Origin of the sequence: Paraburkholderia terricola, assembly GCF_003330825.1 — a bacterium.
In the GTDB taxonomy this organism is placed as follows: domain Bacteria; phylum Pseudomonadota; class Gammaproteobacteria; order Burkholderiales; family Burkholderiaceae; genus Paraburkholderia; species Paraburkholderia terricola.
This window is the reverse complement of the sequence record NZ_CP024941.1, coordinates 2,669,492-2,689,510: the sequence shown is the minus strand read 5'-3', so window position 1 is coordinate 2,689,510 and position 20,019 is coordinate 2,669,492. Positions and strand designations below refer to the sequence as shown.

General features: G+C 67.1%; 15 protein-coding genes. 11 read left to right on the top strand and 4 right to left on the bottom strand.

Features of this window, described 5'->3' with window-relative positions:
• Window position 1 precedes the first annotated feature (1 nt).
• From CUJ90_RS11915 to CUJ90_RS11905, 3 genes are read left to right on the top strand one after another with little or no spacing between them, the layout of a single operon-like run.
• Window positions 2-592, top strand: a complete 591-nt coding sequence (locus CUJ90_RS11915; protein ID WP_073430095.1) for a GNAT family N-acetyltransferase — start codon at window positions 2-4, stop codon at window positions 590-592.
• 4 nt (window positions 593-596) lie between these two features.
• Window positions 597-1,160, top strand: a complete 564-nt coding sequence (locus CUJ90_RS11910) for a GNAT family N-acetyltransferase (RefSeq protein ID WP_114162817.1) — start codon at window positions 597-599, stop codon at window positions 1,158-1,160.
• Window positions 1,161-4,367, top strand: coding sequence for a multidrug efflux RND transporter permease subunit (locus CUJ90_RS11905; protein ID WP_114162816.1), 3,207 nt, complete (start codon window positions 1,161-1,163; stop codon window positions 4,365-4,367).
• Window positions 4,368-4,428: 61 nt separating this feature from the next.
• Here the strand turns inward: CUJ90_RS11905 and CUJ90_RS11900 are convergent, their stop codons facing one another.
• On the bottom strand, window positions 4,429-4,734 hold the full coding sequence (locus tag CUJ90_RS11900; RefSeq protein WP_161553692.1) for a hypothetical protein: 306 nt from the start codon (window positions 4,732-4,734) through the stop codon (window positions 4,429-4,431).
• Between the two features lie 290 nt (window positions 4,735-5,024).
• Between CUJ90_RS11900 and CUJ90_RS11895 the strand changes: the two genes are divergently transcribed.
• Both CUJ90_RS11895 and rfbC read left to right on the top strand, forming a co-directional pair.
• On the top strand, window positions 5,025-6,011 hold the full coding sequence (locus CUJ90_RS11895; RefSeq protein ID WP_073430092.1) for a GlxA family transcriptional regulator: 987 nt from the start codon (window positions 5,025-5,027) through the stop codon (window positions 6,009-6,011).
• 128 nt (window positions 6,012-6,139) lie between these two features.
• Complete coding sequence (rfbC, locus tag CUJ90_RS11890; RefSeq protein ID WP_073430091.1) at window positions 6,140-6,691, top strand: dTDP-4-dehydrorhamnose 3,5-epimerase; 552 nt, start codon at window positions 6,140-6,142, stop codon at window positions 6,689-6,691.
• A 252-nt stretch (window positions 6,692-6,943) separates the two neighbouring features.
• On the opposite strand, the gene CUJ90_RS11885 is transcribed toward rfbC, so the two are convergent.
• Window positions 6,944-7,105: a DUF1328 domain-containing protein gene (locus tag CUJ90_RS11885; protein WP_073430090.1), complete on the bottom strand. Its 162-nt coding sequence runs from the start codon at window positions 7,103-7,105 to the stop codon at window positions 6,944-6,946.
• A 270-nt stretch (window positions 7,106-7,375) separates the two neighbouring features.
• Here CUJ90_RS11885 and wecB point away from each other — a divergent pair, with 270 nt between their 5' ends.
• From wecB to CUJ90_RS11855, 5 genes are all read left to right on the top strand, one after another.
• Complete coding sequence (gene wecB, locus CUJ90_RS11880; RefSeq protein ID WP_114162813.1) at window positions 7,376-8,572, top strand: non-hydrolyzing UDP-N-acetylglucosamine 2-epimerase; 1,197 nt, start codon at window positions 7,376-7,378, stop codon at window positions 8,570-8,572.
• Between the two features lie 365 nt (window positions 8,573-8,937).
• Window positions 8,938-11,121 carry a cellulose biosynthesis cyclic di-GMP-binding regulatory protein BcsB gene (locus CUJ90_RS11870; protein ID WP_114162810.1) on the top strand — a complete coding sequence of 728 codons (2,184 nt, stop codon included), beginning with the start codon at window positions 8,938-8,940 and terminating at the stop codon, window positions 11,119-11,121.
• The gene (locus CUJ90_RS11865; RefSeq protein ID WP_114162808.1) at window positions 11,118-13,310 is read left to right on the top strand and encodes a glycosyl transferase family protein; all 2,193 of its coding nucleotides are present in this window, start codon (window positions 11,118-11,120) and stop codon (window positions 13,308-13,310) included. Before CUJ90_RS11870 ends, CUJ90_RS11865 begins: the two co-directional genes overlap by 4 nt.
• Before the next feature lie 290 nt (window positions 13,311-13,600).
• The gene (locus tag CUJ90_RS11860; protein WP_114162807.1) at window positions 13,601-16,435 is read left to right on the top strand and encodes an NfrA family protein; all 2,835 of its coding nucleotides are present in this window, start codon (window positions 13,601-13,603) and stop codon (window positions 16,433-16,435) included.
• 111 nt (window positions 16,436-16,546) lie between these two features.
• Window positions 16,547-17,461 carry an alpha-amylase family protein gene (locus CUJ90_RS11855; protein ID WP_114163538.1) on the top strand — a complete coding sequence of 305 codons (915 nt, stop codon included), beginning with the start codon at window positions 16,547-16,549 and terminating at the stop codon, window positions 17,459-17,461.
• Between the two features lie 32 nt (window positions 17,462-17,493).
• On the opposite strand, the gene CUJ90_RS11850 is transcribed toward CUJ90_RS11855, so the two are convergent.
• Window positions 17,494-18,120, bottom strand: coding sequence for a LysE/ArgO family amino acid transporter (locus CUJ90_RS11850; protein WP_114162805.1), 627 nt, complete (start codon window positions 18,118-18,120; stop codon window positions 17,494-17,496).
• A 97-nt stretch (window positions 18,121-18,217) separates the two neighbouring features.
• Between CUJ90_RS11850 and CUJ90_RS11845 the strand changes: the two genes are divergently transcribed.
• On the top strand, window positions 18,218-19,111 hold the full coding sequence (locus CUJ90_RS11845; protein WP_083084040.1) for a LysR family transcriptional regulator ArgP: 894 nt from the start codon (window positions 18,218-18,220) through the stop codon (window positions 19,109-19,111).
• Window positions 19,112-19,153: 42 nt separating this feature from the next.
• On the opposite strand, the gene CUJ90_RS11840 is transcribed toward CUJ90_RS11845, so the two are convergent.
• Entirely contained in the window at window positions 19,154-20,014 is an 861-nt protein-coding gene (locus tag CUJ90_RS11840; RefSeq protein ID WP_114162804.1) for an efflux RND transporter periplasmic adaptor subunit, read from the bottom strand.
• Window positions 20,015-20,019: the final 5 nt, after the last annotated feature.

The window sequence follows — 20,019 nt, the reverse complement described above, 5'->3', positions numbered from 1 at the left end:
TATGGATCAACACCTCGAAACAGAAAAACCCGAGAGCACACCCGAGGGCTTGACGCTGCGCGCACTGCGCCCCGCCGACGCCGAGCAGTTCCACGCCATGCAGCAGTTGCCGGCGGTGGTCAACGGCAATCCGCACGCGCCATTTCGAACGCTCGCCAGTACCCGCGAGTACCTCGAAAAACTGGAGCCCACGGAGATCGCGATCGCGGCGATCATCGGCGACACGCTGGTTGGTGAAGCGGAATTGACGCCTTTGAAGGGACGCCGCTCGCATGCCGGTTCGATCGGCATCGGCGTGCACGACGCATGGCATCGGCGCGGCATCGGCAATGCGCTGATGACTGAACTGCTCGATCTGGCTGACAACTGGCTCGGCCTGCGCCGCGTCGAGTTGCACGTATTCGCCGACAACCACGCGGCGCTCGCGCTGTACCGCAAGTTCGGCTTCGAGATCGAGGCGCGGCAGCGCGGCGCGGTGTTGCGCCGCGGCGTGCTGATCGACTGCTATTTCATGGCGCGGTTGCGCGACGCCGCGCCGCTGATGTCGATGCACAGGGCGACGCAATCGGCGACCCCCATCGCAGCGGAATAAAGCCATGCAAGAAGAAACGTTGCAAGCCACTCATGCAGCGGTGGAGAACCGCATCACGGTGCGAGCGCTCGAACCGTCCGATATCGACGAATTTGCCGAGGTCATGAGTCAACCCGAGGTGCGGCGCGGCACTTTGACCATCGGCTATCGCAGCGCTGAAAACCTGCGCGCCTGGCACGAGCGCCGGCTGAAAGACACGCTGAATGTCGGCGCGTGGCTGGACGGCCGCATGGTCGGGCAAGCGGGACTCCACATTTACAGGCCGAGCCGAGCGCACAGCGCTGAACTGGGTCTCGTCGTGCACGATGCGTTCCACGGGCGCGGCGTCGGCACCGCGCTGCTGCGGGCGCTGACGGAAGCCGCCGACGGCTCGTTCGGATTGCGGCGCATCGAACTGAGGGTGTTCGTCGACAACGCACCGGCGATCGCGCTGTATCGCAAGTTCGGCTTTGTCGAAGAAGGCCGCTCGCGCGCCTATGCCCTGCGCGACGGAGTGTTGGCCGACGCGCTGCATATGGCTCGCCTCGTCGACGCCCCGCGCTTCGAGCCGCCCATCCCGGACCGCTAAGTGCCTTTCTTCTTCATCGACCGCCCGGTCTTCGCGTGGATCGTCGCGCTCGCCGTCGTCGTGGCGGGTGCGCTGGCGGTTCCGCTGCTGCCGGTCGCGCAGTATCCGCGTCTTGCGCCGCCGCGCATCGTCATTGCGGCGACGTATCCGGGCGCGTCGACCGAAGTGGTGGACGCCAATGTCGGCAGCATCATCGAGGAAAGCCTCGATGGCGCCGACAACATGCTGTACTACCAGACAACCAGCGACAACCTCGGCGAGCTCGAAATCGACGCGACCTTCGCGCCCGGCACCAATCCCGACCTCGCGCTCGTCGACATCCAGAACCGCCTCAAGCAGGTCGAGCCGCGCTTGCCGCAGCAGGTCGTGCAGCAGGGCATCACCGTGTTCAAGTCGGCCAACACGTTCCTGATGCTGGTCGCGCTCACCTCCACGGACGGCACGCGCGACTCCGTGCAACTGAGCGACTATCTGAGCCGCTATGTGTTGCGCGAACTCAAGCGCGCGCCGGGCGTGGGCTCCGCGCAACTCTGGGACGCCGACGAAGCGCTGCGCATCTGGCTCGATCCGATGAAGCTTCGCGAGTACGGACTCGGCGCCGCCGAAGTCAACGCCGCGATCGCCGCGCAAAACGCGGCCGTGACGGCGGGCACGCTGGGCGACGCGCCGTTCGTGCCGGGCCAGCAACTGACGGCCTCGGTGAGCGTGAAAGGGCAACTGATCTCGCCGGCCGAATTCGGCCAGATCGTCATCAAGGCGCGGCCCGACGGCTCGGCGGTGCGCTTGCGCGACATCGCGCGGGTCGAACTCGGGCGCGACAACTACGCGTTCTGGTCGCGGCTGAACGGCAAGGCCGCGGCAACGGTCGGCATTCAACTCGGGCCGCGCGGCAACGCGCTCGAAACGTCGAACGCGATTCGCGCGCGTCTTGCCGAACTATCCAAAGGCTTGCCGCCCGGCGTCGCCGTCGAAATCCCTTTCGACAACGCGCATTTCGTGCAGATCGCGATTCATGAAGTGCTCGTCACGCTCGCGCAAGCCGTGGCGCTGGTGTTCTTCGTGATGTGGCTGTTCCTGCGCGATCTGCGCTACACGCTCGTGCCGACCGTGGTGATTCCGGTCACGCTGATGGGCGCGTTTCTCGCGATGTACGCGTGCGGCCTGTCGATCAACGTGTTCACGATGTTCGGCCTCGTGCTCGCGATCGGCATTCTCGTCGACGACGCGATCGTGGTGGTCGAGAGCGTGCATCGCGTGATGGAGGAAGAGCATCTGCCGCCGCGCGAGGCCACGCGCAAGGCCATGTCGCAGATCGGCGGCGCGATTGTCGGCGTGACCGCGGTGTTGACGGCGGTGTTCGTGCCGATGGCGTTCTTTCCGGGCGGCGTCGGCGGCATTTACCGGCAGTTCGCGGTGGCGATGATCGCGTCGATGCTGGTGTCGTCGTTCATGGCGTTGTCGCTGACGCCCGCGTTGTGCGCGAATCTGCTGAAGCCGCAGCGGCAATCGGTTCGTCAGCGCGACGCGCGGCGCGGTGTGGCGGGCCTCGCCGCGCGCGCGGCCAGCCGCTTTACGGCGGGCTTCGATCGCGCCGCGAACGCCTATCGCGCCCTCACCGCGCGCACGCTGCGCCGTATCGGGCCGATGCTCGCGATTTACGTCGTGCTGGTCGGCGTCTGCGGCGTGCTGTATGCGCGGATGCCGGGCGGTTTTCTGCCGAGCGAGGATCAAGGCCAGTTGCAGGTGTTGGTGCAGTTGCCCGCGGGCGCCACGCAGGCACGCACGCTGGCCGTCGTGCAGCGCATGGAAAACATCCTGCACGGCGAGCCGGGCATCGCGAACGTCACGAGCGTGATCGGCTGGAGCTTCTCCGGCAGCGGGCAGAACGTGGCGATGGCCTTCGTCGAACTGAAGGACTGGGACAGGCGCGGCACCGGCGCGCTCGCGCTGCGTGACAGCCTCAACGAAAAGTTCGACAAGATCATGGATGGCGACGTGCAGGCGCAACTGCCGCCGTCGGTGCCGGGCCTCGGGCATTCGGACGGTTTCGTTTTCCGCCTGGAAGATCGCGGCGGAGTCGGGCTCGACGCGCTGAAGGCCGCGCGCGAGCAACTGTTCGCGCAGGCCAGGGCGAGTCCCGTGCTGGCCTCGGTGCATTCGGAGGCGCTGCCCGACGCGCCGCGTGTGGAACTCGTCGTCGACCGCGCGAAGGCGTATGCGCTCGGCGTGTCGTTCGACCGCATCGCCGAGGTGCTGGGCAGCACCTTCGGCTCCACCTATATCGACGACTTCCCGGCAGGCGGCCGGATGCGCCGCGTGATGATCGCCGCCGACGCCGCCGCGCGCATGAGCGACGACGATCTGCTGGCGCTCGCCGTGCCCAACGCGACGGGCGGCATGGTGCCGCTCTCGGCGATCGCGGCGCGCCGATGGACCATCGGTCCGGTGATGCTGACGCGCTTTAACGGTTATCCGTCGCTCGACGTGAGCGGCCACGCCGCATCCGGCTACAGTTCCGGCGCCGCGATGGCGGAAATGGAGCGGCTCGCCGCCGCGTTGCCGGTCGGCATCGGCTACGACTGGGTCGACGCGGCCCGCGAGGAAACCGTGGCCGCGCGGCTCACGCCGTTGCTGATCGGCCTGTCGCTGCTGGCGGTGTTCATGGCGCTGGCGGCGCTCTACGAAAGCTGGACGATCCCGCTCGCGGTGCTGATGGTCGTGCCGCTCGGCGTGATCGGCGCCGTCGCCGCGGTGCTGTTGCGCGGCCTGCCCAACGACGTGTACTTCAAGGTCGGCATGATCACCGTGATCGGCCTCGCGGCGAAAAACGCGATCCTGATCGTGCAGTTCGCCCGCGATCTGCATCGGCGCGGCGCGCCGTTGGCGCGTGCCGTGACGGACGCCGCCGGCGCGCGTTTCCGGCCGATCGTGATGACCTCGGCGGCGTTTCTGCTCGGCGTCGTGCCGCTGGTCGTGTCGAGCGGCGCGGGCGCCGAGAGCCGCCGCTCGGTCGGCACCGGCGTGTTCGGCGGCGTGCTGGCCGCCACGCTGTTCGGGCTGGTGTTCGCGCCGCTCGCGTTTCATGCGGTCGCCTCGCTGACGCACGGCCGGCAGCGTCTCGCGCAACTGCGTCGCAAGCGCGGCGAGCGGCGCGCACGCCACGCGGCGGTGGAAGGCGCGGCGCTCGACGAATCGCGCATGACGTGACGGCGGCATGCGGGCGCAGGATTTTGTCGATCACCGCCGCGCCCGGATTTTTCGTCTGACTTTATTCGCGCCGCCGATTAATCAGACTTGAAAACGCCGGATGTTTCATTTTAGAAACGTTTTTGATCGCTCTGAAAATATTTCCGAAAATGCCCGATTCCGGTGATTCGGTAATAAGCGGAGCGAGGGCGATGATAATGCCGATAAATTCCTGATTTGCGAATAAGCGCCGGATTGAATCGCTATTAATCGCCGGATTCCGGAGTTCAGATGTGAAACACTTTTCGATGGGCCAGGTGAGCCGGCGCTGTCGCGCGCGGCGTGCTTCGGTGGTATGCGAGCCGCCCGGACGATGGCGCAAAGCCAAGCGCCATGCGGCTCTCCGGGTGTGGTCCGAAACCAACGCAAGACCAACGGCCGCTGTCGCGCCATCAGCCCCGGCCGGCTATATCAAACGCCGGATCAAGGTTTTCTTCATACATTGCGTTTGCCGATGGTGATTTGATTTTAAGTTTTACTATAGCCATTCGTTCCGCTAACATCACGCATAATCCGCTAATCGGCTTTGCCCGCGGTTTAAGCCGTCTAATTCATTTGGACGTATAAGCCGGCGGCGGAGCAATGGGTCCACAACGAACGACAGTTTGAGGAAACATCATGCCGCATATGCACCTTGATACTGCGAGGGTTACCTGGTTACATACGCCGGCTCCGAATTTGCGGAGTGTGGCGCGGCGAATCGGCGTGTTGCTGTTCGACGGTTTCTGGCTGCTCGGGCCGGGCACCGTCGTCGAGATGTTCCAGACCGCCAACGAACTGGCGGACTCGCATGCCGGCGAAGAACCGCCCTACGACGTGCAGTTTCTTTCGATGGAAGGCGGCAGCGTCGCCAGTTCCTCATTGGCGCGAATCTGGACCGACCGGATCGACACGCGCTACGGCAGCGGCTTCGACGTGCTGTTCATCGCGGGCGGCTACGGCGCACACGCGGCGGCGCGCGACGAGCGCTTGCTGGGCTGGCTGCGCTCGGTGCAAATGCGCACCCGCGCGATCGAAACGATCGGCGAGGGCAGGCTCGTGCTGGAAGCCGCCGGCCCCACCGACCACGACGCGCTGCAAGCGGCCCGCTATCTGGGCGGCGTCGCGGCCGAGGCCGCCTCCAGCGATCGCGACGAGTGCGCCCGCAGCGCGCTGATGTTCATCAAGCGCGATCTCGGCGCGGAGTTGGCACGCCGGGTCGCCGACCGCGTGATGCCCGGCATGGCGGCCACATGGGTGCCGCTGCAGGCGGAAGGCGGCACGCTCAGCGTGGCCGAAAAAATTCGTGCGGCCGCGCGCTGGATGGAGGCGAACTGCGACCGTCAGGTGTCCGTTGCCGACGCCGCGCAGGTGGCGGCGATGAGCGAGCGCAATTTCCTGCGGCGCTTCAAGCACGAAATGCACGTCACACCCTCGGACTATCTGCTGCAGGTGCGGCTGCGCATTGCTTGCAACTTCCTGACGGAAACCGAATTGCCGGTCGATAAGATCGCGCGCCGCAGCGGCACGGGCAACGGCGATCGTCTCGCGAAGATCTTTCGCAAGCGCATGGCGCTCTCGCCCACCGAGTATCGGGCGCGCAGCCGCGTGGCGACCGAGGTGTAGACCGAGGTGTAATTCGCGAGGCAGGCGCCGCGTCGGCGGCGCGCTTCCTGACTGCTTCATGACTGTTTGCACGCGGCCCCCCGGGGCCGCATTGTTCGCCGGGCAGGCTTCTTACGAGCACAGTGGCAATGGGCAACAACGTAATGTCGACGGCGTTGCCCGAGGTCAAGCTCATCGAGCCCGAGGTGTTTTGCGACGAATTCGGCTTCTGCTTCGAGAGCTTCAGCGCGGACGAGTTTATCGAGGACGTCGCGCCTGATTTCAACTTCGTGCAGGACCGTCATTCGCGCGCGGTGCACGGCGTGCTGCGCGGCTTGCACTATCAGGTGCAGCGTCCGCAAGGCCGCCTCGTGCGCGTGGTGATCGGCGAAGTGTTCGATGTCGCGGTGGACGTGCGGCTCAATTCGCCGAACTTCGGCAAATGGTCCGGCACGTATCTGAGCGCGGCCAATTATCGGCAGGTGTGGGTGCCGCCCGGCTTCGCGCACGGTTTCGTGGTGCTCTCCGACGTCGCCGAATGCCTGTGGAAGACCACCGAATACTGGTTCCCGGAACTCGAGCGCTGCATCCTGTGGAGCGATCCCGACATCGGCATCGAATGGCCGATCGATTTCGAGCCGATCCTCGGCGCGAAAGATGCCGCGGGGCGGCGCATTTACGAAGCGGAAAACTTCTCCTGAATCCGGCGTCGGGTCAGCGGCCCGAGCCGTACTGCGGCGTGAGGTTCAGCGTCGCCGCGCTCGCACTCCTCGCCACTCCACACGCTCCGCACTCATCGGAATACCGCCATTTCCCGCGCGCATGGCGGGCGCGAAACGGTAAAACCCGGCGCGGGCGGCAGCTATTGCAAGACCGTGTGGCAAATATTGCAATGCGGCCGCCGCGAGCCGCGCCGGCGCAAGCGCTTCGCGCCGACGCGGCCGACGCGGTGGTCAGCGTCGGATCAAGCCCATCAACAAGGTGACGAGGAAGATCACCACGAAGATGAAGAACAGAACCTTCGCGATTTCCGCCGCGCCCGCGGCGACGCCGCCAAAGCCGAATACAGCGGCGATGATCGCGATCACGAAGAAGATTGCAGCGTATCGAAGCATGGGGCCTCCCACCGGTGGATGTGCTGGATTGAGACTTGAAAACGGCGACTCGTCCTCGGCAGCGTGTGCCTCGACGGGTTGTTTGCCGGCGAACGAAGAGCAGCAATGGCTGTGCCACGGCCCGCTGCGCGATTCGCGAATCCAGTGAAAATCCGCCACGGAAACGGCGGAAATACGCGATAGAATTCTTCCGCAGTACGCCTGCGGTATCCATGCATCGCGCCTGGTGCATCGCCCTCCATCCACCGAGTTCAAGAAGAACGAGGACCCATGCCAACGCGAATTCTGTCGATTTTCGGCACGCGGCCGGAAGCCATCAAAATGGCGCCGCTCGTCAAGCAACTGGAAGCGAGCGCCGACCTCGAATCGGTGGTCTGCGTCACCGGGCAACATCAGCAGATGCTCGATCAGGTGCTCGATCTGTTCGAGATCGTGCCGCATCACAATCTCGCCCTCATGACCGGCAACCAGACGCTCAACGGCCTCGCGTCGCGTCTGATCGCCTCGCTCGACGAGGTGCTCGCCACGGTCAAGCCGGATCGCGTGCTGGTGCACGGCGACACGACCACGGCGTCGGCGGCGGCGCTTGCCTCGTTTCATCGCCGCATTCCGATCGGCCACGTCGAGGCGGGGCTGCGCACCGGCAACCTCGTGCAGCCCTGGCCCGAAGAGATGAACCGCCGCGTGGTCGACCTCGTGAGCGATCTGATGTTCGCGCCCACCGCGAGCTCGAAGGCGAACATCGCGCACGAAGCGCTGCACGGTAAGGTGATCGTAACCGGCAATACCGTGATCGACGCGCTCAATCTCACCACCGCGCGCATCGCCGCGAACCCGGCGTTGCGCGCCGAACTCGACGCGCGCCTGCCGTTCCTCGACGGCGCGCTGCCGTTGCTGCTGGTCACGGGCCATCGGCGCGAGAGCTTCGGCGCGGGCTTCGCCAACATTTGCGCGGCGCTCGCCGATCTCGCCCGAACCAATGCGGTGCAGATCGTTTATCCGGTCCATTTGAATCCGAACGTGCGCGGTCCCGTGCAGGAAACGCTGGGCGCCGCGCGCAACGTTCATCTGATCGAGCCGCTCGATTACCTCGGCTTCGTGCGCCTGATGCAGCGCGCCACGATCATCCTGACCGACTCTGGCGGCGTGCAGGAAGAAGCGCCCGCGCTCGGCAAGCCGGTGCTCGTGATGCGCGACGTGACCGAGCGGCCGGAAGCGGTGGCGGCGGGTACGGTGCGCCTCGTCGGCACGGCGCGCGAGGCGATCGTGCGCGCGGTGACGGGCTTGCTCGAAGACGCGCGCGAGCGCGACGAGTTCGCGCATCGCGTCAACCCATACGGCGACGGCCATGCCTCCGAGCGGATCGTCGCGGCGCTGAGCGGACGTCCGTTCGAGGAATTCGCGAGCGGCGGCATCGGCGAAATGCCTTATGTGCCGCGCGTGCCGCTGCCTGGCGTTGTGCAGTAGAGAAGAGAAGCGGGACGCCGCTGTCCGAGCGCGAGGCGCGAGAATGGCGGTTGGTGTTCGTTGTGCGTGTGCATGTGCATTTGCCGGCGCATATGCCGAACGCGGCGCATCTCGCGAAGGCAAAGATACGCGCGGAATGCGCGGCGGGGTTCAGGAAACGCCCCGCGGTGCCGTTATTGCAGGGATTCGCTCGCCGCCCCGGTAGCGCCGCGAGCGAGGACATCCAACGCAAAGCCTGGCGCAGCGCCGGGCTGACCGTTCCAGACTAGTTCCAGACTATCCATGCCGCGCAATCCGGTTTCGCCGCTTGCGCGCCAATCAAGAGACAAAACCAGGTGATCTCCGACGTGACCTCCGATACGCCCATGCGCCGCTTCACGCGCGCCCGCCCGAACGCGCTCGCCGCGCTGCTGTTGCTGGCCGCCGCCGCGCACGCCCAACAGCCGGCCGACGTCGCGGGCAGTTTCGCGCAACTCGGCAGCGGACGTCTCGCGACACGCACCGTATCGCTGGCCGATCTCGGCATGCGCGATCCGGTCGTGCTGCATGCGCCGGACGCGCGTCAGGAGCTGTATCTGCCGGTGCCGGCCGGCGTGCCCTTGAGCGATGCGTCGTTGCAGATCGACGGCGGCTATCTGCGCGGCAACGGCGGGCGTACCACCCTGCTGGTGTCGCTCGACGGCTCGCCGGTGCTCTCGCGCAGTCCGACGCAGGAGCAGGGCGACGCCTCGGCGAGCCTCGGCGTGGACGGCGCGGCGCGGCCGAGCGGTTTCGTGCGCGTGGGGCTCGACTGGTCGTCGGTGTTGAGCGACGACGTGTGCACCGATCAGACCGCGATCGGCAACCTCTGGCGCATCGCGCCGACCTCGCGCCTGACCTATCGCTACGATCCGAACGCGATCGTCGATCTGCGCGGCGCGTGGAGCGCATTGCCGCAGAAGCCGGTTGTCATGCTCGGCGCGCGCGCCTTGGGCGCGCCGGCGTTCGATGCCGGCTGGCGCGTCGAAGCGCTGCTGCAACGCGAAGGCCGCGCGCCGCTGACGCGCGCCTGGCCCGCCGTGGGCGACACCGTCGATTTGAGCGACATCGAGGTGCCCGCGCCGCTGCGCGCGATTCCGGCGTTTGCCGCGCTGGCCGCGGGCGGCTCGCACAAACTGGCGAATGCGGCGGAAGCCGGCGCGCTGGTCGCGCTCACGCCGCGCGCGGCGTTCGCGCCGGACGTGATCGTCGTCGACGATGCGCTGCGCGGCACGCTGAAGAGCACGCTCGACGCGTTGCGCGAGCAGGTGGCGAGCGCGGCCCCCGGCGCGGCCGAAGCATTCGACGCATGGCGCGCCCGCGCGCTCGACGCCGTCGCGAAGCCGCTCTCGCCGGGCGAAGTGCGGGTCGCGCACCTCGGCGGACAAACCGCGATCGTGCTCGGCGACAAGGACGCCGTGGCGCTGCTCGCGCGCACGTGGCGTCCGATCGACGTGGCGAGCCGTCTCGTGGTCCATCAGATCGACACCGCACCGAATTCGCACGGCGATGAAATCGCGCTGTCGCTGCTCGGCGGCCAGCCGCGCACGCTCGACGTGCAAGGCCGCGCCACCTGGGACGCGAATTTCGACCTCGGCGCCGCGTCCGGCAACGGCAAGCTGCCGTCGACGGTGGTGCTCGACGTGGCCGCGTCGCCCACGCCCGGCAACAGCGCGCAGACCGCCTCGGTGTATTTCAACGACGTGCTGATCGGCTCGCAACTGCTCAGCGCCGACGGCAAGCCTCAGCGCATCGAGGCGCGCGTGCCGCATTACGCGCTCGCGCCGAACAACCTGCTGCGCGTGGTGTTCCAGCGCCAGCCGGAAGCCGGCTGCCAGCGCGGCCTGAGCCATCCGGTCGCGGTGTTGCCGAGCAGTCATCTGACGCTCGCCGCCGCCAAGGTCGACGACGACTTCACCGGCATGGTGGCGCGCTTCGCGTCGGAGGCGAACGTGATCGTGCCGGCCTCGTATCTCGACGACGCGACCCTGGTGCTGTCGCGTGTCGCGCGCCTTGCGAACGCGAGCGGCATCGCGCCGACGCGCGCGAGCTTCACCGTCGCGCGCGAGGGCGAGGCGGTGAACCCGAAGGGCGCCTTCCTTGCCGCCGACGTCACACTCGCCGACGAGAAGAGCGTCGCGCGTCTGTCGAAAGACCGCCTGTCGCTCACCGACGCATCCGGCAAGATGCTCGCCGACGTGTCGGGTCTGAACCGCGTCGGCGTGATCGAGGCGGTCAGGTCGGGCAACGTGTCGGGCATCGCGTATCGCACGGTGGGCGACACGGCGGCGATCCTGCCGGCCTCGCTGCGGCTCTCGCGCGGCGACCTCGCGATCGTCGACGCGAGCGGCACGCTGCGCCAGTTCGACACGCGCCATCCCGGCGAGGTGGTCGACGCGAGCGACGTGCACGGTCCGTGGTTCATGCAGGGTTGGGTGCGCTGGGGCGTGCCGGCCGCGCTCGTCGCGTTGCTGCTCGTCCTGCTGCTGATCGCCAACGTGGCGCGCCGCAGGCATCAGGACAAGTCGTGAGCCTCGCGCTGATCGAATGGTATGGCGGCTATGCGGTCGCCCATTACTACCACGGGCTCGAATACGCCGCGGCGGCGGTGGCGTTCATCATCCTGCTGTCCAGTCTCGACGATCTGTTCATCGATCTCTGGTACTGGACCCGGCTGCTTTATCGCCGCCTGACGGTGCAGCGCGCCTATAAGCCGCTCACCGCCGCGCAGTTGTATCAGCGCGATGAGCAGCCGATCGCGATCATGGTGCCCGCGTGGCACGAGTACGACGTGGTCGCGGCCATGATCGAGGACATGGTGCGCGTGATGGACTACCGCAACTATGTGGTGTTCGTCGGCACCTATCAGAACGATCCGCAGACCATCGCCGAAGTGGAACGCATGCGCCGCCGCTACAAACAGTTGCGCCGCGTGGAAGTGCCGCACGACGGTCCGACCTGCAAGGCCGACTGCCTGAACTGGGTGATCCAGGCGATCTTCAAGTACGAGAAGGAAGCCGGCATCGAGTTCGCGGGCGTGGTGCTGCACGACAGCGAGGACGTGCTGCATCCGGTGGAATTGCGCTTTTTCAACTACCTGCTGCCGCGCAAGGACATGATCCAGTTGCCGGTGGCGTCGCTCGAGCGCAACTGGTTCGAACTCGTGGCCGGCACCTACATGGACGAGTTCGCCGAATGGCACGCGAAAGATCTGGTGGTGCGCGAGAGCCTGGTGGGCTCGGTGCCCTCGGCGGGCGTGGGCACCTGTTTTTCGCGGCGCGCGCTGCTCGGGTTGATCGCCGAGACCGACAACCAGCCGTTCAACACGGAAAGCCTGACCGAGGACTACGACGTCGGCGCGCGTCTGGGCAAGATGGGCATGCAGTCGATTTTCGCGCGCTTTCCGGTGCAGTTCGCGACGCGCCGCAAGGCGTGGTTCGGCTTCGGCAAGGAACGCGACATCACCGTGACGATGCCGCTGTGCGTGCGCGAATTCTTTCCCGATACGTTCCGCACCGCTTACCGGCAACGCGCGCGCTGGACGCTCGGCATCGGTTTGCAAGGGTGGAAGCAGACCGGCTGGACCGGCTCGCTCACTAACCGCTATCTGCTGTTCCGTGACCGCAAGGGGATCGTCACGGCCTTCGTCGGCATTCTCGCGTATGTGCTGGTCGCGCAGTTCCTGCTGTTCGCCGGCGCGGGTCTGCTCGGCTGGATGCCGGAACTGATCGCTTCGCCGTTCGCCGATTCGGCCTGGCTGCAAGGCTTGTTGTGGGCCAACGGCTGTGCGCTCGTGTTGCGCGTCGTGCAGCGGATCTACTTCGTGACCCGCCTGTACGGCTGGGAGCATGGCGTGCTGTCGGTGCCGCGCATGGTGGTGGGCAACTTCGTCAATTTCATGGCCGTCTCGCGCGCATGGAAGATGTTCATCACGCATCTGGTGACGGGCAAGCGGCTCGCATGGGACAAGACCATGCACGACTTTCCGTCCGCGGAGGGCTTCAATAATCGACGCCAGCGCCTGGGCGAATTGCTGCTGTCGTGGCAGGCGATCGACCCTGACAAGCTCGAACAGGCGCTCGGCGAAAGCCATGCGCGCGAGGCGCCGCTCGGCCGCGTGCTGATGGCCAAGGGCTGGCTCGACGAGGAAACGCTCGCCGAAGCGATCGCCTTCCAGTCCGATTTGCCGCGTGGCCGGCTGGACGTCGAACGCGTTCAGGCGGACGCCGCGCGGCTGCCGCTCGAGGCGATCGTGCGGCATCGCGTGTTGCCGCAAGCCGACGAGGCGGGCGGGCGCACGATCTTGCTGACCGCGAGTCCGCTGGCGGAGCCGGTGGTCGCGGAATTGGGCGCGCTGGCGGGCGGGCCGGTGCAGCAGGAGATCGTCCGCGAAGGCGAGATCGCCGCGGGGCTGCGTCTGTTGCGCGGCGTCGCGATCGGCTGGCCGGAAGGCGAGGGCGCGGCGGCACGCGGCGCCGCCGGCGAGGCCGCGGCCGTGCCCGTGCCGGCGCGCAGCGTGCCGTTGATCGGCGATCTGCTGATCGAGCACGGCCACGTGCGCCGCGAGGCGTTCGAAGCGGCGATGCAGGACTACCGCCCGGACCGGCACGGCCGGATCGGCGACTACATGGTGGCGCGCGGCGTGATCTCGCCCGACGCGCTCGACAACGTAATCCAGCAACAGCGCCGCCTGCAGGGCGCTCTGGCGGCCTCCGAATGATCGATTCATTTTTCAACCGGCGTGCGGGGATGGCGCGGGTTTCGTCGTCGCTTTCGTCTTCAGGTTCGGTGGTTTTGGCGGGGGCTTTGGCTGATTCTTTGGGTCGGTCTTTGAGCCGGTCTTTGGGTCGGTCTTTGAGCGAGTCCTTGGTGGCGGCTTATGGCGCATCGGCTCCGGTTTCGGTATCGGTTCGGGCTCCGTCTCCGGCTCCGGCTCCGGCTCCGGCATCGGCATCGGCTCAAGCTCAAGCTCAAGCTCCGGCCTTCACCCTGCGTGCGGTCGCGGCCGCGATGCTGGCCGGCGCTTTGTGCGTGAGCGGCCCGGTCTGCGCGCAAGGCGCGGCGAACGCGCCGCGCCCGGCTGCATCCGGGCAGGACACGCTGCCGTTGACCGGCGCCGCTTACCGCGTCGCCCAGGAAGCGTACGACGCCTACGGTCGCGGCGACTACGCGGGCGCCGTCGCGCGCTCGCGCGAGGCCATTCGTCAGCGGCCCGACGTCGTATCGCTGCGGGTGCTGCTCGCCAACGCGCTGGCCGCGCAACGCCGTTATGGCGAGGCGAGCCGCTCGCTCGGCGACGCCATCGCGCAGCTCGGCGGCGATCCGGCGCTGGTGGCGCGCCGCAAGCAGATCGACGCGCTCAACGTGTCGACGCGCGCGGTCGCCCGTCCGGCCCGTCGGCAACCGGGCGATCCGAACGCGTTGAGCGGGGCCGCGCTCAACGCCGCGCGGCAGGCTTACAAAGCGTATGCGGCGAAGGACTTCGCGGGGACCGTCAAGTATGCGAATCAGGCGGTCGCGCTGCGTCCCGATCTGCTGCGGCTGCGCCTGCTTCTCATCGACGCGGCGAGCGCGGCGGGTCACGACAGCGACGCGTGGAACGCCGATCAGGATGCCGTCAAGCGCTTCGGCGACAGCGACGAGTTGCGCTTGCGCCGCGGCTTTATCGGCAGCCGGCTTGCGCCGAGGCCGTCCGCGGCGTCGCAAGCGGCGCGACAGCAGGGCGATGACGTGGAGGCCGTGGCACTCGCGCGCGAGGCCGTCGCTTATGCGCCGGACCACCTCGGCTATCGTCTGCAACTGATCGACGCGCTGTTTGCTGCGAACGATCTGCCGGGTGCGCAGGCCGCGGCAAGCGCGGCGGTCGCGGCCAACGATACGGCGATCATGCCGCTCACGCTGCGCGGCTACGCGTTGGCCGCGCAAGGCAGGACGGTCGAGGCGGAGGCGGACTTCGACAAGGCATTGCATCTCACTGGCGCCACGCAGCGCGATCAGCGCGTGGCGCGCGCGATCATCGCCGATGTGTGGATCGCGCAAGGGCAGCCGCGGCGCGCGCTCGATCTGCTCGCGCCGCTGAAGGCGGGCGGTGACGACACGGATGCGGCGATTGCGCTGCGTCGCCAGCGGGCGCGGCAGGCGTTGGGTGGGGTGGGCGCGGGTGGCGAGGCGGCGGGCGGTGCTCGCGCAGCGAGCGGCTTTGTTGGGTCGAACGCACCGAATGCTTCGAACGCTTCGAATGCACCGAATGCCTCGAACGCACCGAACGCATCGAACGCATCGAGCGCATCGAGCGCATCGAGCGCATCGAGCGCTTCGAGCGCACCGAACGCACCGAACGCACCGAACGCACCGAACGCACCGAACGCACCGAACGCACCGAACGCACCGAATGCTTCGAACGCACCGAATGCTTCGAACGCACCGAATGCATCGAACGCATCGAACGCATCGAACGCATCGAGCGCACCGAACGCATCGAACGCACCGAACGCATCGAACGCACCGAACGCACCGAGCGCTTCGAGCGCTTCGAGCGCACCAAACCCCCCGCAACTTTCCCTCGACCCCGCCCGTCGCCCGGTGATCGACTGCGTTGTCGACCGGTTCGGCGCGAGCTGCGACGTCTACGCCGCCGATCCCGGCTTCGCGGCGGCGCGCGCCGCGACGTTGGCCGCCGCCGCAAAGGACAAAAGCGCTGCCGTAGCCCATGCACGCGACGCGGTGAAGGCCGCGCCCGACGATCCGCAGCATCGCGTGCAATTGATCAACGCACTGAGCGCAGCCGGCGATCAACGCGGCGCGACGCACGAAGCCCAACAGATGCTTGCGGCCGGCATGCTCGACGCGCTGCCCGACATGAGCGCCGCGTACATCGCGCAGCGCGCCGGCAACAACCGCGTCGCCTACCAGCGCTTCAGCATGGCCGACGAGGCCGGCACCCTGCCGGCCGCCGCCCACGCCGACGCGGGTTATGCGGCGCTCCACGCGCATCGCAATCGCGAGGCCGCGCGCTACTTCGAGCAAGCGATCGACGCGAGCGCGAGCCCCGCCGGCGACACGCCGTCCCCGACGCCCGTGCAACTGAACGACATGCGCAGCGCGCACGCCGAAGTGACGCGCGACTGGGGCTTCAATACGTCGCTCAATTATCGCGGCGCGGGCATGCAGCCGGGCTATGCGTCGTCGCCGACGCCCGGCACCTCGAACAACTGGCAAGCCGGCGTGGAAGCGTACTGGCGTCCGTTCGGCAGTCTCGGCGAGCGGATGCTCGAACTGTACGCGCGCGGCTACGAAAGCTTCGGCGTGAAGAACGGCGGCGCGAGCGGCGCGGAGACCTTGCAGGCCACCGTCGGCGCGCGCGCCAAGCCGTTCTCGCAGATCGACGCGATCGTCGCCTTCGAACGGATCATTCCGATCGGCTCGCGCGTCAACCCGGACTGGCTCGCGCGGCTCGCGTATTCGGGCGGCTTCGGCATCGAACGCCGCGTGGACGTGCCGTCATGGTGGACCGCGAAGCTCTATGCCGAAACGGGCGCCTATCTGAACACCGGCTCGGTCTACGCGACCACCAATTTGCAACTGGGCCGCACCTTCCGCATGGACAGCTACAGCCCGAAGTGGACGGTGTTCCCCTACGCGGTGATCGGCGCCGACTACGATTCCAGCGTCAATCACAGCATTCCGTTCGGCGCGGGCGTGGGGATTTCGACGCGTTACTGGTTCCGCGACAGCCAGTACGATGCGCCGCGTTCGTATGTCGACCTGTCCGTGCAGTACCGCCTGAAGATCGCCGGCGACGAACGCGCGCGCGGCGTGTTCTTCGGGATGATCTACTCGTATTGAGCCGAATGACTTCAATGCCGGCGATGTGCGTGGATAATCCAGATGTCTCGACCCTGCGCGGCTGGCGCGGAGAACATGGTGGCTTTCATTCCAAACGGCAGCGGCAACTCGATGCGTAATTCGCCCGGCGTTCAGACGCAAGCCGGCGAACCGGCATCGCCGCGCCGGCGCACGCTGCTCGCGGCGAGCGCGTGCGCGGCGTTGGTCCACGGCTGCGCGACGCCCGCATCCGGCGACACCGGCGCATTGGCGCAAGGCGTCGTCTGGCAGCTCGACGAGGACCACGTGGATCCGCGCGGCGATTGGGATCGCCTCGGCGTGACCGATCTGCTGGTGCAGTGGACGGCCGTGGACGACACGTCGTTTCTGCCGCTCGGCAATCCGCAGGGCACCGCGTTGCGCACGGCCCGCCGTTTGCCGGACTGGACGCGGATCGCCGGCGAGCCGTGGGCGCGCAATGTGATCGTCGGTCTCGCCGGCCGTTTCGACGAGAAACAGGCGCGCGCGCAAGCGGCGCAACTGGTCGAGCGCTCGAAGAAACTGGCGGCGGTGCGGCCGCCGGTTCGCATCGACGGGTATTACTTTCCGGTGGAAGTCGATCCGACCTGGCAAGACGCCGCATCGCTCGCGCCCTTGCTCGATCAACTGCCGCGGCCTCTGTGGATCAGCGTCTACGACAACTCGAACATCGGCGGAGCGGCGCTCGCCGCGTGGCTCGACGGCTGGCTGCCGCGCGACGTCGGCGTGTTTTTACAGGACGGTTGCGGTGTTTATGCACGCGGCCCGGCCGCCGCGCGCGGCTATGCGGATGCGCTGGCCGCGCGGCTCGGCAAGCATCGCGTGCGGATCATCGCCGAGGCTTTTCGTCCCGCCGGGGGCGGCGCGTTTCGTCCGGCGCGCGCCGAGGAATTGACGCCACAACTGCTCGCGTATCGCGGCTATCGGACCTATCTGTTCGATGGCCCGCATTACGTGTCGGCGCAACTCGTGCGGGAATTGCTAGGTATGCAGGAAGCGCGGAAGTAACAGGGCAGTGAGAGGCGCACCCGTGCCCGCGCCTAGCGCAACTGCGTCACCGCGAGCAGCAACACCATGCTGCCGATCGCGCCGTCCAGAATGCGCCATGCCGTTGCGCGGCGAAACAGCGGCGCCAACGCGCGCGCGCCGTAACCCAGGCCGACGAACCAGACGCCGCTCACCGCCATCGCGCCGAGGGCGAACACCATCCGCGCGTCGGCCGGTTCGCGCGCGCCGGCCGTACCGATCAGCAGGAAGGTGTCGAGATAGACGTGCGGATTGAGCCATGTGAGAGCCAGCGTCATCAGCATGACCGGCACGGCGCGCTGCACTTGTGCGCCGGAGGCCGCACCGTTTGCATCGGCATCCAGCACCGCATGGCCCGGACGCACCGCGCGCCGCAGCGCGCTGATGCCGAACCACGCCAGATAAGCGAGCCCGACGTACAGCATGGTGTGCACGAACAGCGGGTAGCGCTCCACCAGAACCGACGCGCCGCCCACGCCCGCGCCGATCAGAATGCAATCCGACAGCGCGCACAGCAGCACGATCTTGCCGACATGCGAGCGCATGATGCCCTGGCGCAGGACGAAGGCGTTCTGCGCGCCGATCGTGACGATCAGCGATGCGCACAGGGCGGCGCCGTGAGAAAAAGACAGCCAGTTCATAATGGATCCAGTAGACGAGTGAAGCGAACGGGGCTAGTCTGCGGTTTCGGCTTTCATAAGAGAAGCTAATTTACTTAACGCAGACTAAGGAACGCTAATGCTCGACTATGCGTTGCTTGACGCCTTGGCCGCCGTGGTGCGGCACGGTTCGTTCGAGCGTGCAGCCGGCGAACTGAACGTGACGCCGTCGGCGGTCTCGCAGCGCGTCAAGCTGCTCGAGGAGCGGGTCGGCAGCGTGCTCGTCAAGCGCGGCCAGCCGTGTGTCGCGACCACCTCGGGCGCGCTGCTGTGCCGCCACACCGAACGCGTGCAATTGCTCGAAGCGGAGTTGACGGGGCGCTTGCCGGCGCTGCCCGGCGCGCTGGTGGAGCCGTGGCCGGCGTTGCGCGTGGCGGTCAACGACGACAGCGTCGGCACCTGGTTCATCGACGCGGTCGCGCAGTTCTGCGTCGAACGGGAAATGCGGCTCGATCTCGTGATCGACGATCAGGACCACACCGCGCAGCGGATTCGCGACGGCAGCGTGCAAGGCGCGGTGACCACGCAAGCCGAGCCGGTGCAGGGCTGCCGGTCCACGCGTCTGGGGCGCATGCGCTATCTGGCGGTCTGCTCGCCGGTTTTTCTCGCGCGCCATTTTGCCGACGGCGTCACGCGCGAGAGTTTGCGGCGCGCTCCGTGCATCGATTTCAATCCGAAGGACCAGTTGCAAAAGCGCTTCATGCGCCGCATCACGCGCGCGGAAATCGATCCGCCGCTGCACTGGATTCCGCACGTTGCCGGTTTCTTGCGCGCGTGCGTGACGGGGCTAGGCTGGGGCATGTGCCCCGAACGGATGATCGCCGCGCATCTGGCGAGCGGCGAACTGGTGGAGATGGCGCCCGGCAAGCACATCGACGTGGATCTGTACTGGCAGAGCTGGCGTCTGTCGATCGGCTGGCTCGACGATTTCGGCGCGGTGCTGCGCAAGCGGGCGGCGGAGTGTCTGGATTGACGCCGCGCGGGAACAACCGCGGGAAAACCGCGGGAATAACCATTAGCCCGGTTTAACGACAACCGTGCAGGTAATCCCCGCCGCGAGCACGATCCCGTCCGGCACCGAGTCGATCTTCACGCGCACCGGCACGCGCTGCGCGAGGCGCACCCAGTTGAAGGTCGGATTCACGTCCGCCAGCAACTCGCGGCTTTGCGGATTATCGCGGTCGTAAATGCCGCGCGAAATACTCTCGACGTGCCCCTGAATCGTGCCGCCGCTCATCAGCCGAACCTCGGCTTTATCGCCCACCCGCACGCGCGGCAGCTTGGTTTCCTCGAAGTAGCCATACACCCAAAACGAGTGGCTATCCACGATCGCCAGCTTGGCGGTGCCCGCTGTCGCATAGTCCCCGCGGAACACGTTCAGGTTGGTGACGTAACCGTCGACCGGCGAGACGACCCGCGTGCGCGCCAGATTCAGCCTGGCCGCATCGAGCGCGGCGAGCGCCTGCTGATACGAGGCCTCGGCCGCGGACGCCGTATGCGTCGCATTCTCGCGGCTCTCGCGCGAGACGACGAGCGCATCCATGTCGGCGCGCCTGCGGGCGTCGTCGCGCTTCATCTGCAATTCGGCCTTGCGTGCCGCCACGGCGGCCTGTGCCTGCTCCACGGCGATCTGGTAGTGCGACGGATCGATCTGCATCAACAGATCGCCTTTCTTCACCAGTTGATTGTCCTTCACGGGCAGATCGACCACGGCGCCCGAGACGTCCGGCGCCACGTTGACGATCTCGGCGCGCACGCGTCCGTCGCGCGTCCAGGGTTCATCCATGTAATGAACCCACAACACGCGTCCAATCAAAATTGCGACGACAAAAATAACGGCTGTCGCGATGAAGCCCACGATATTTCGGATGGTCATGTTTC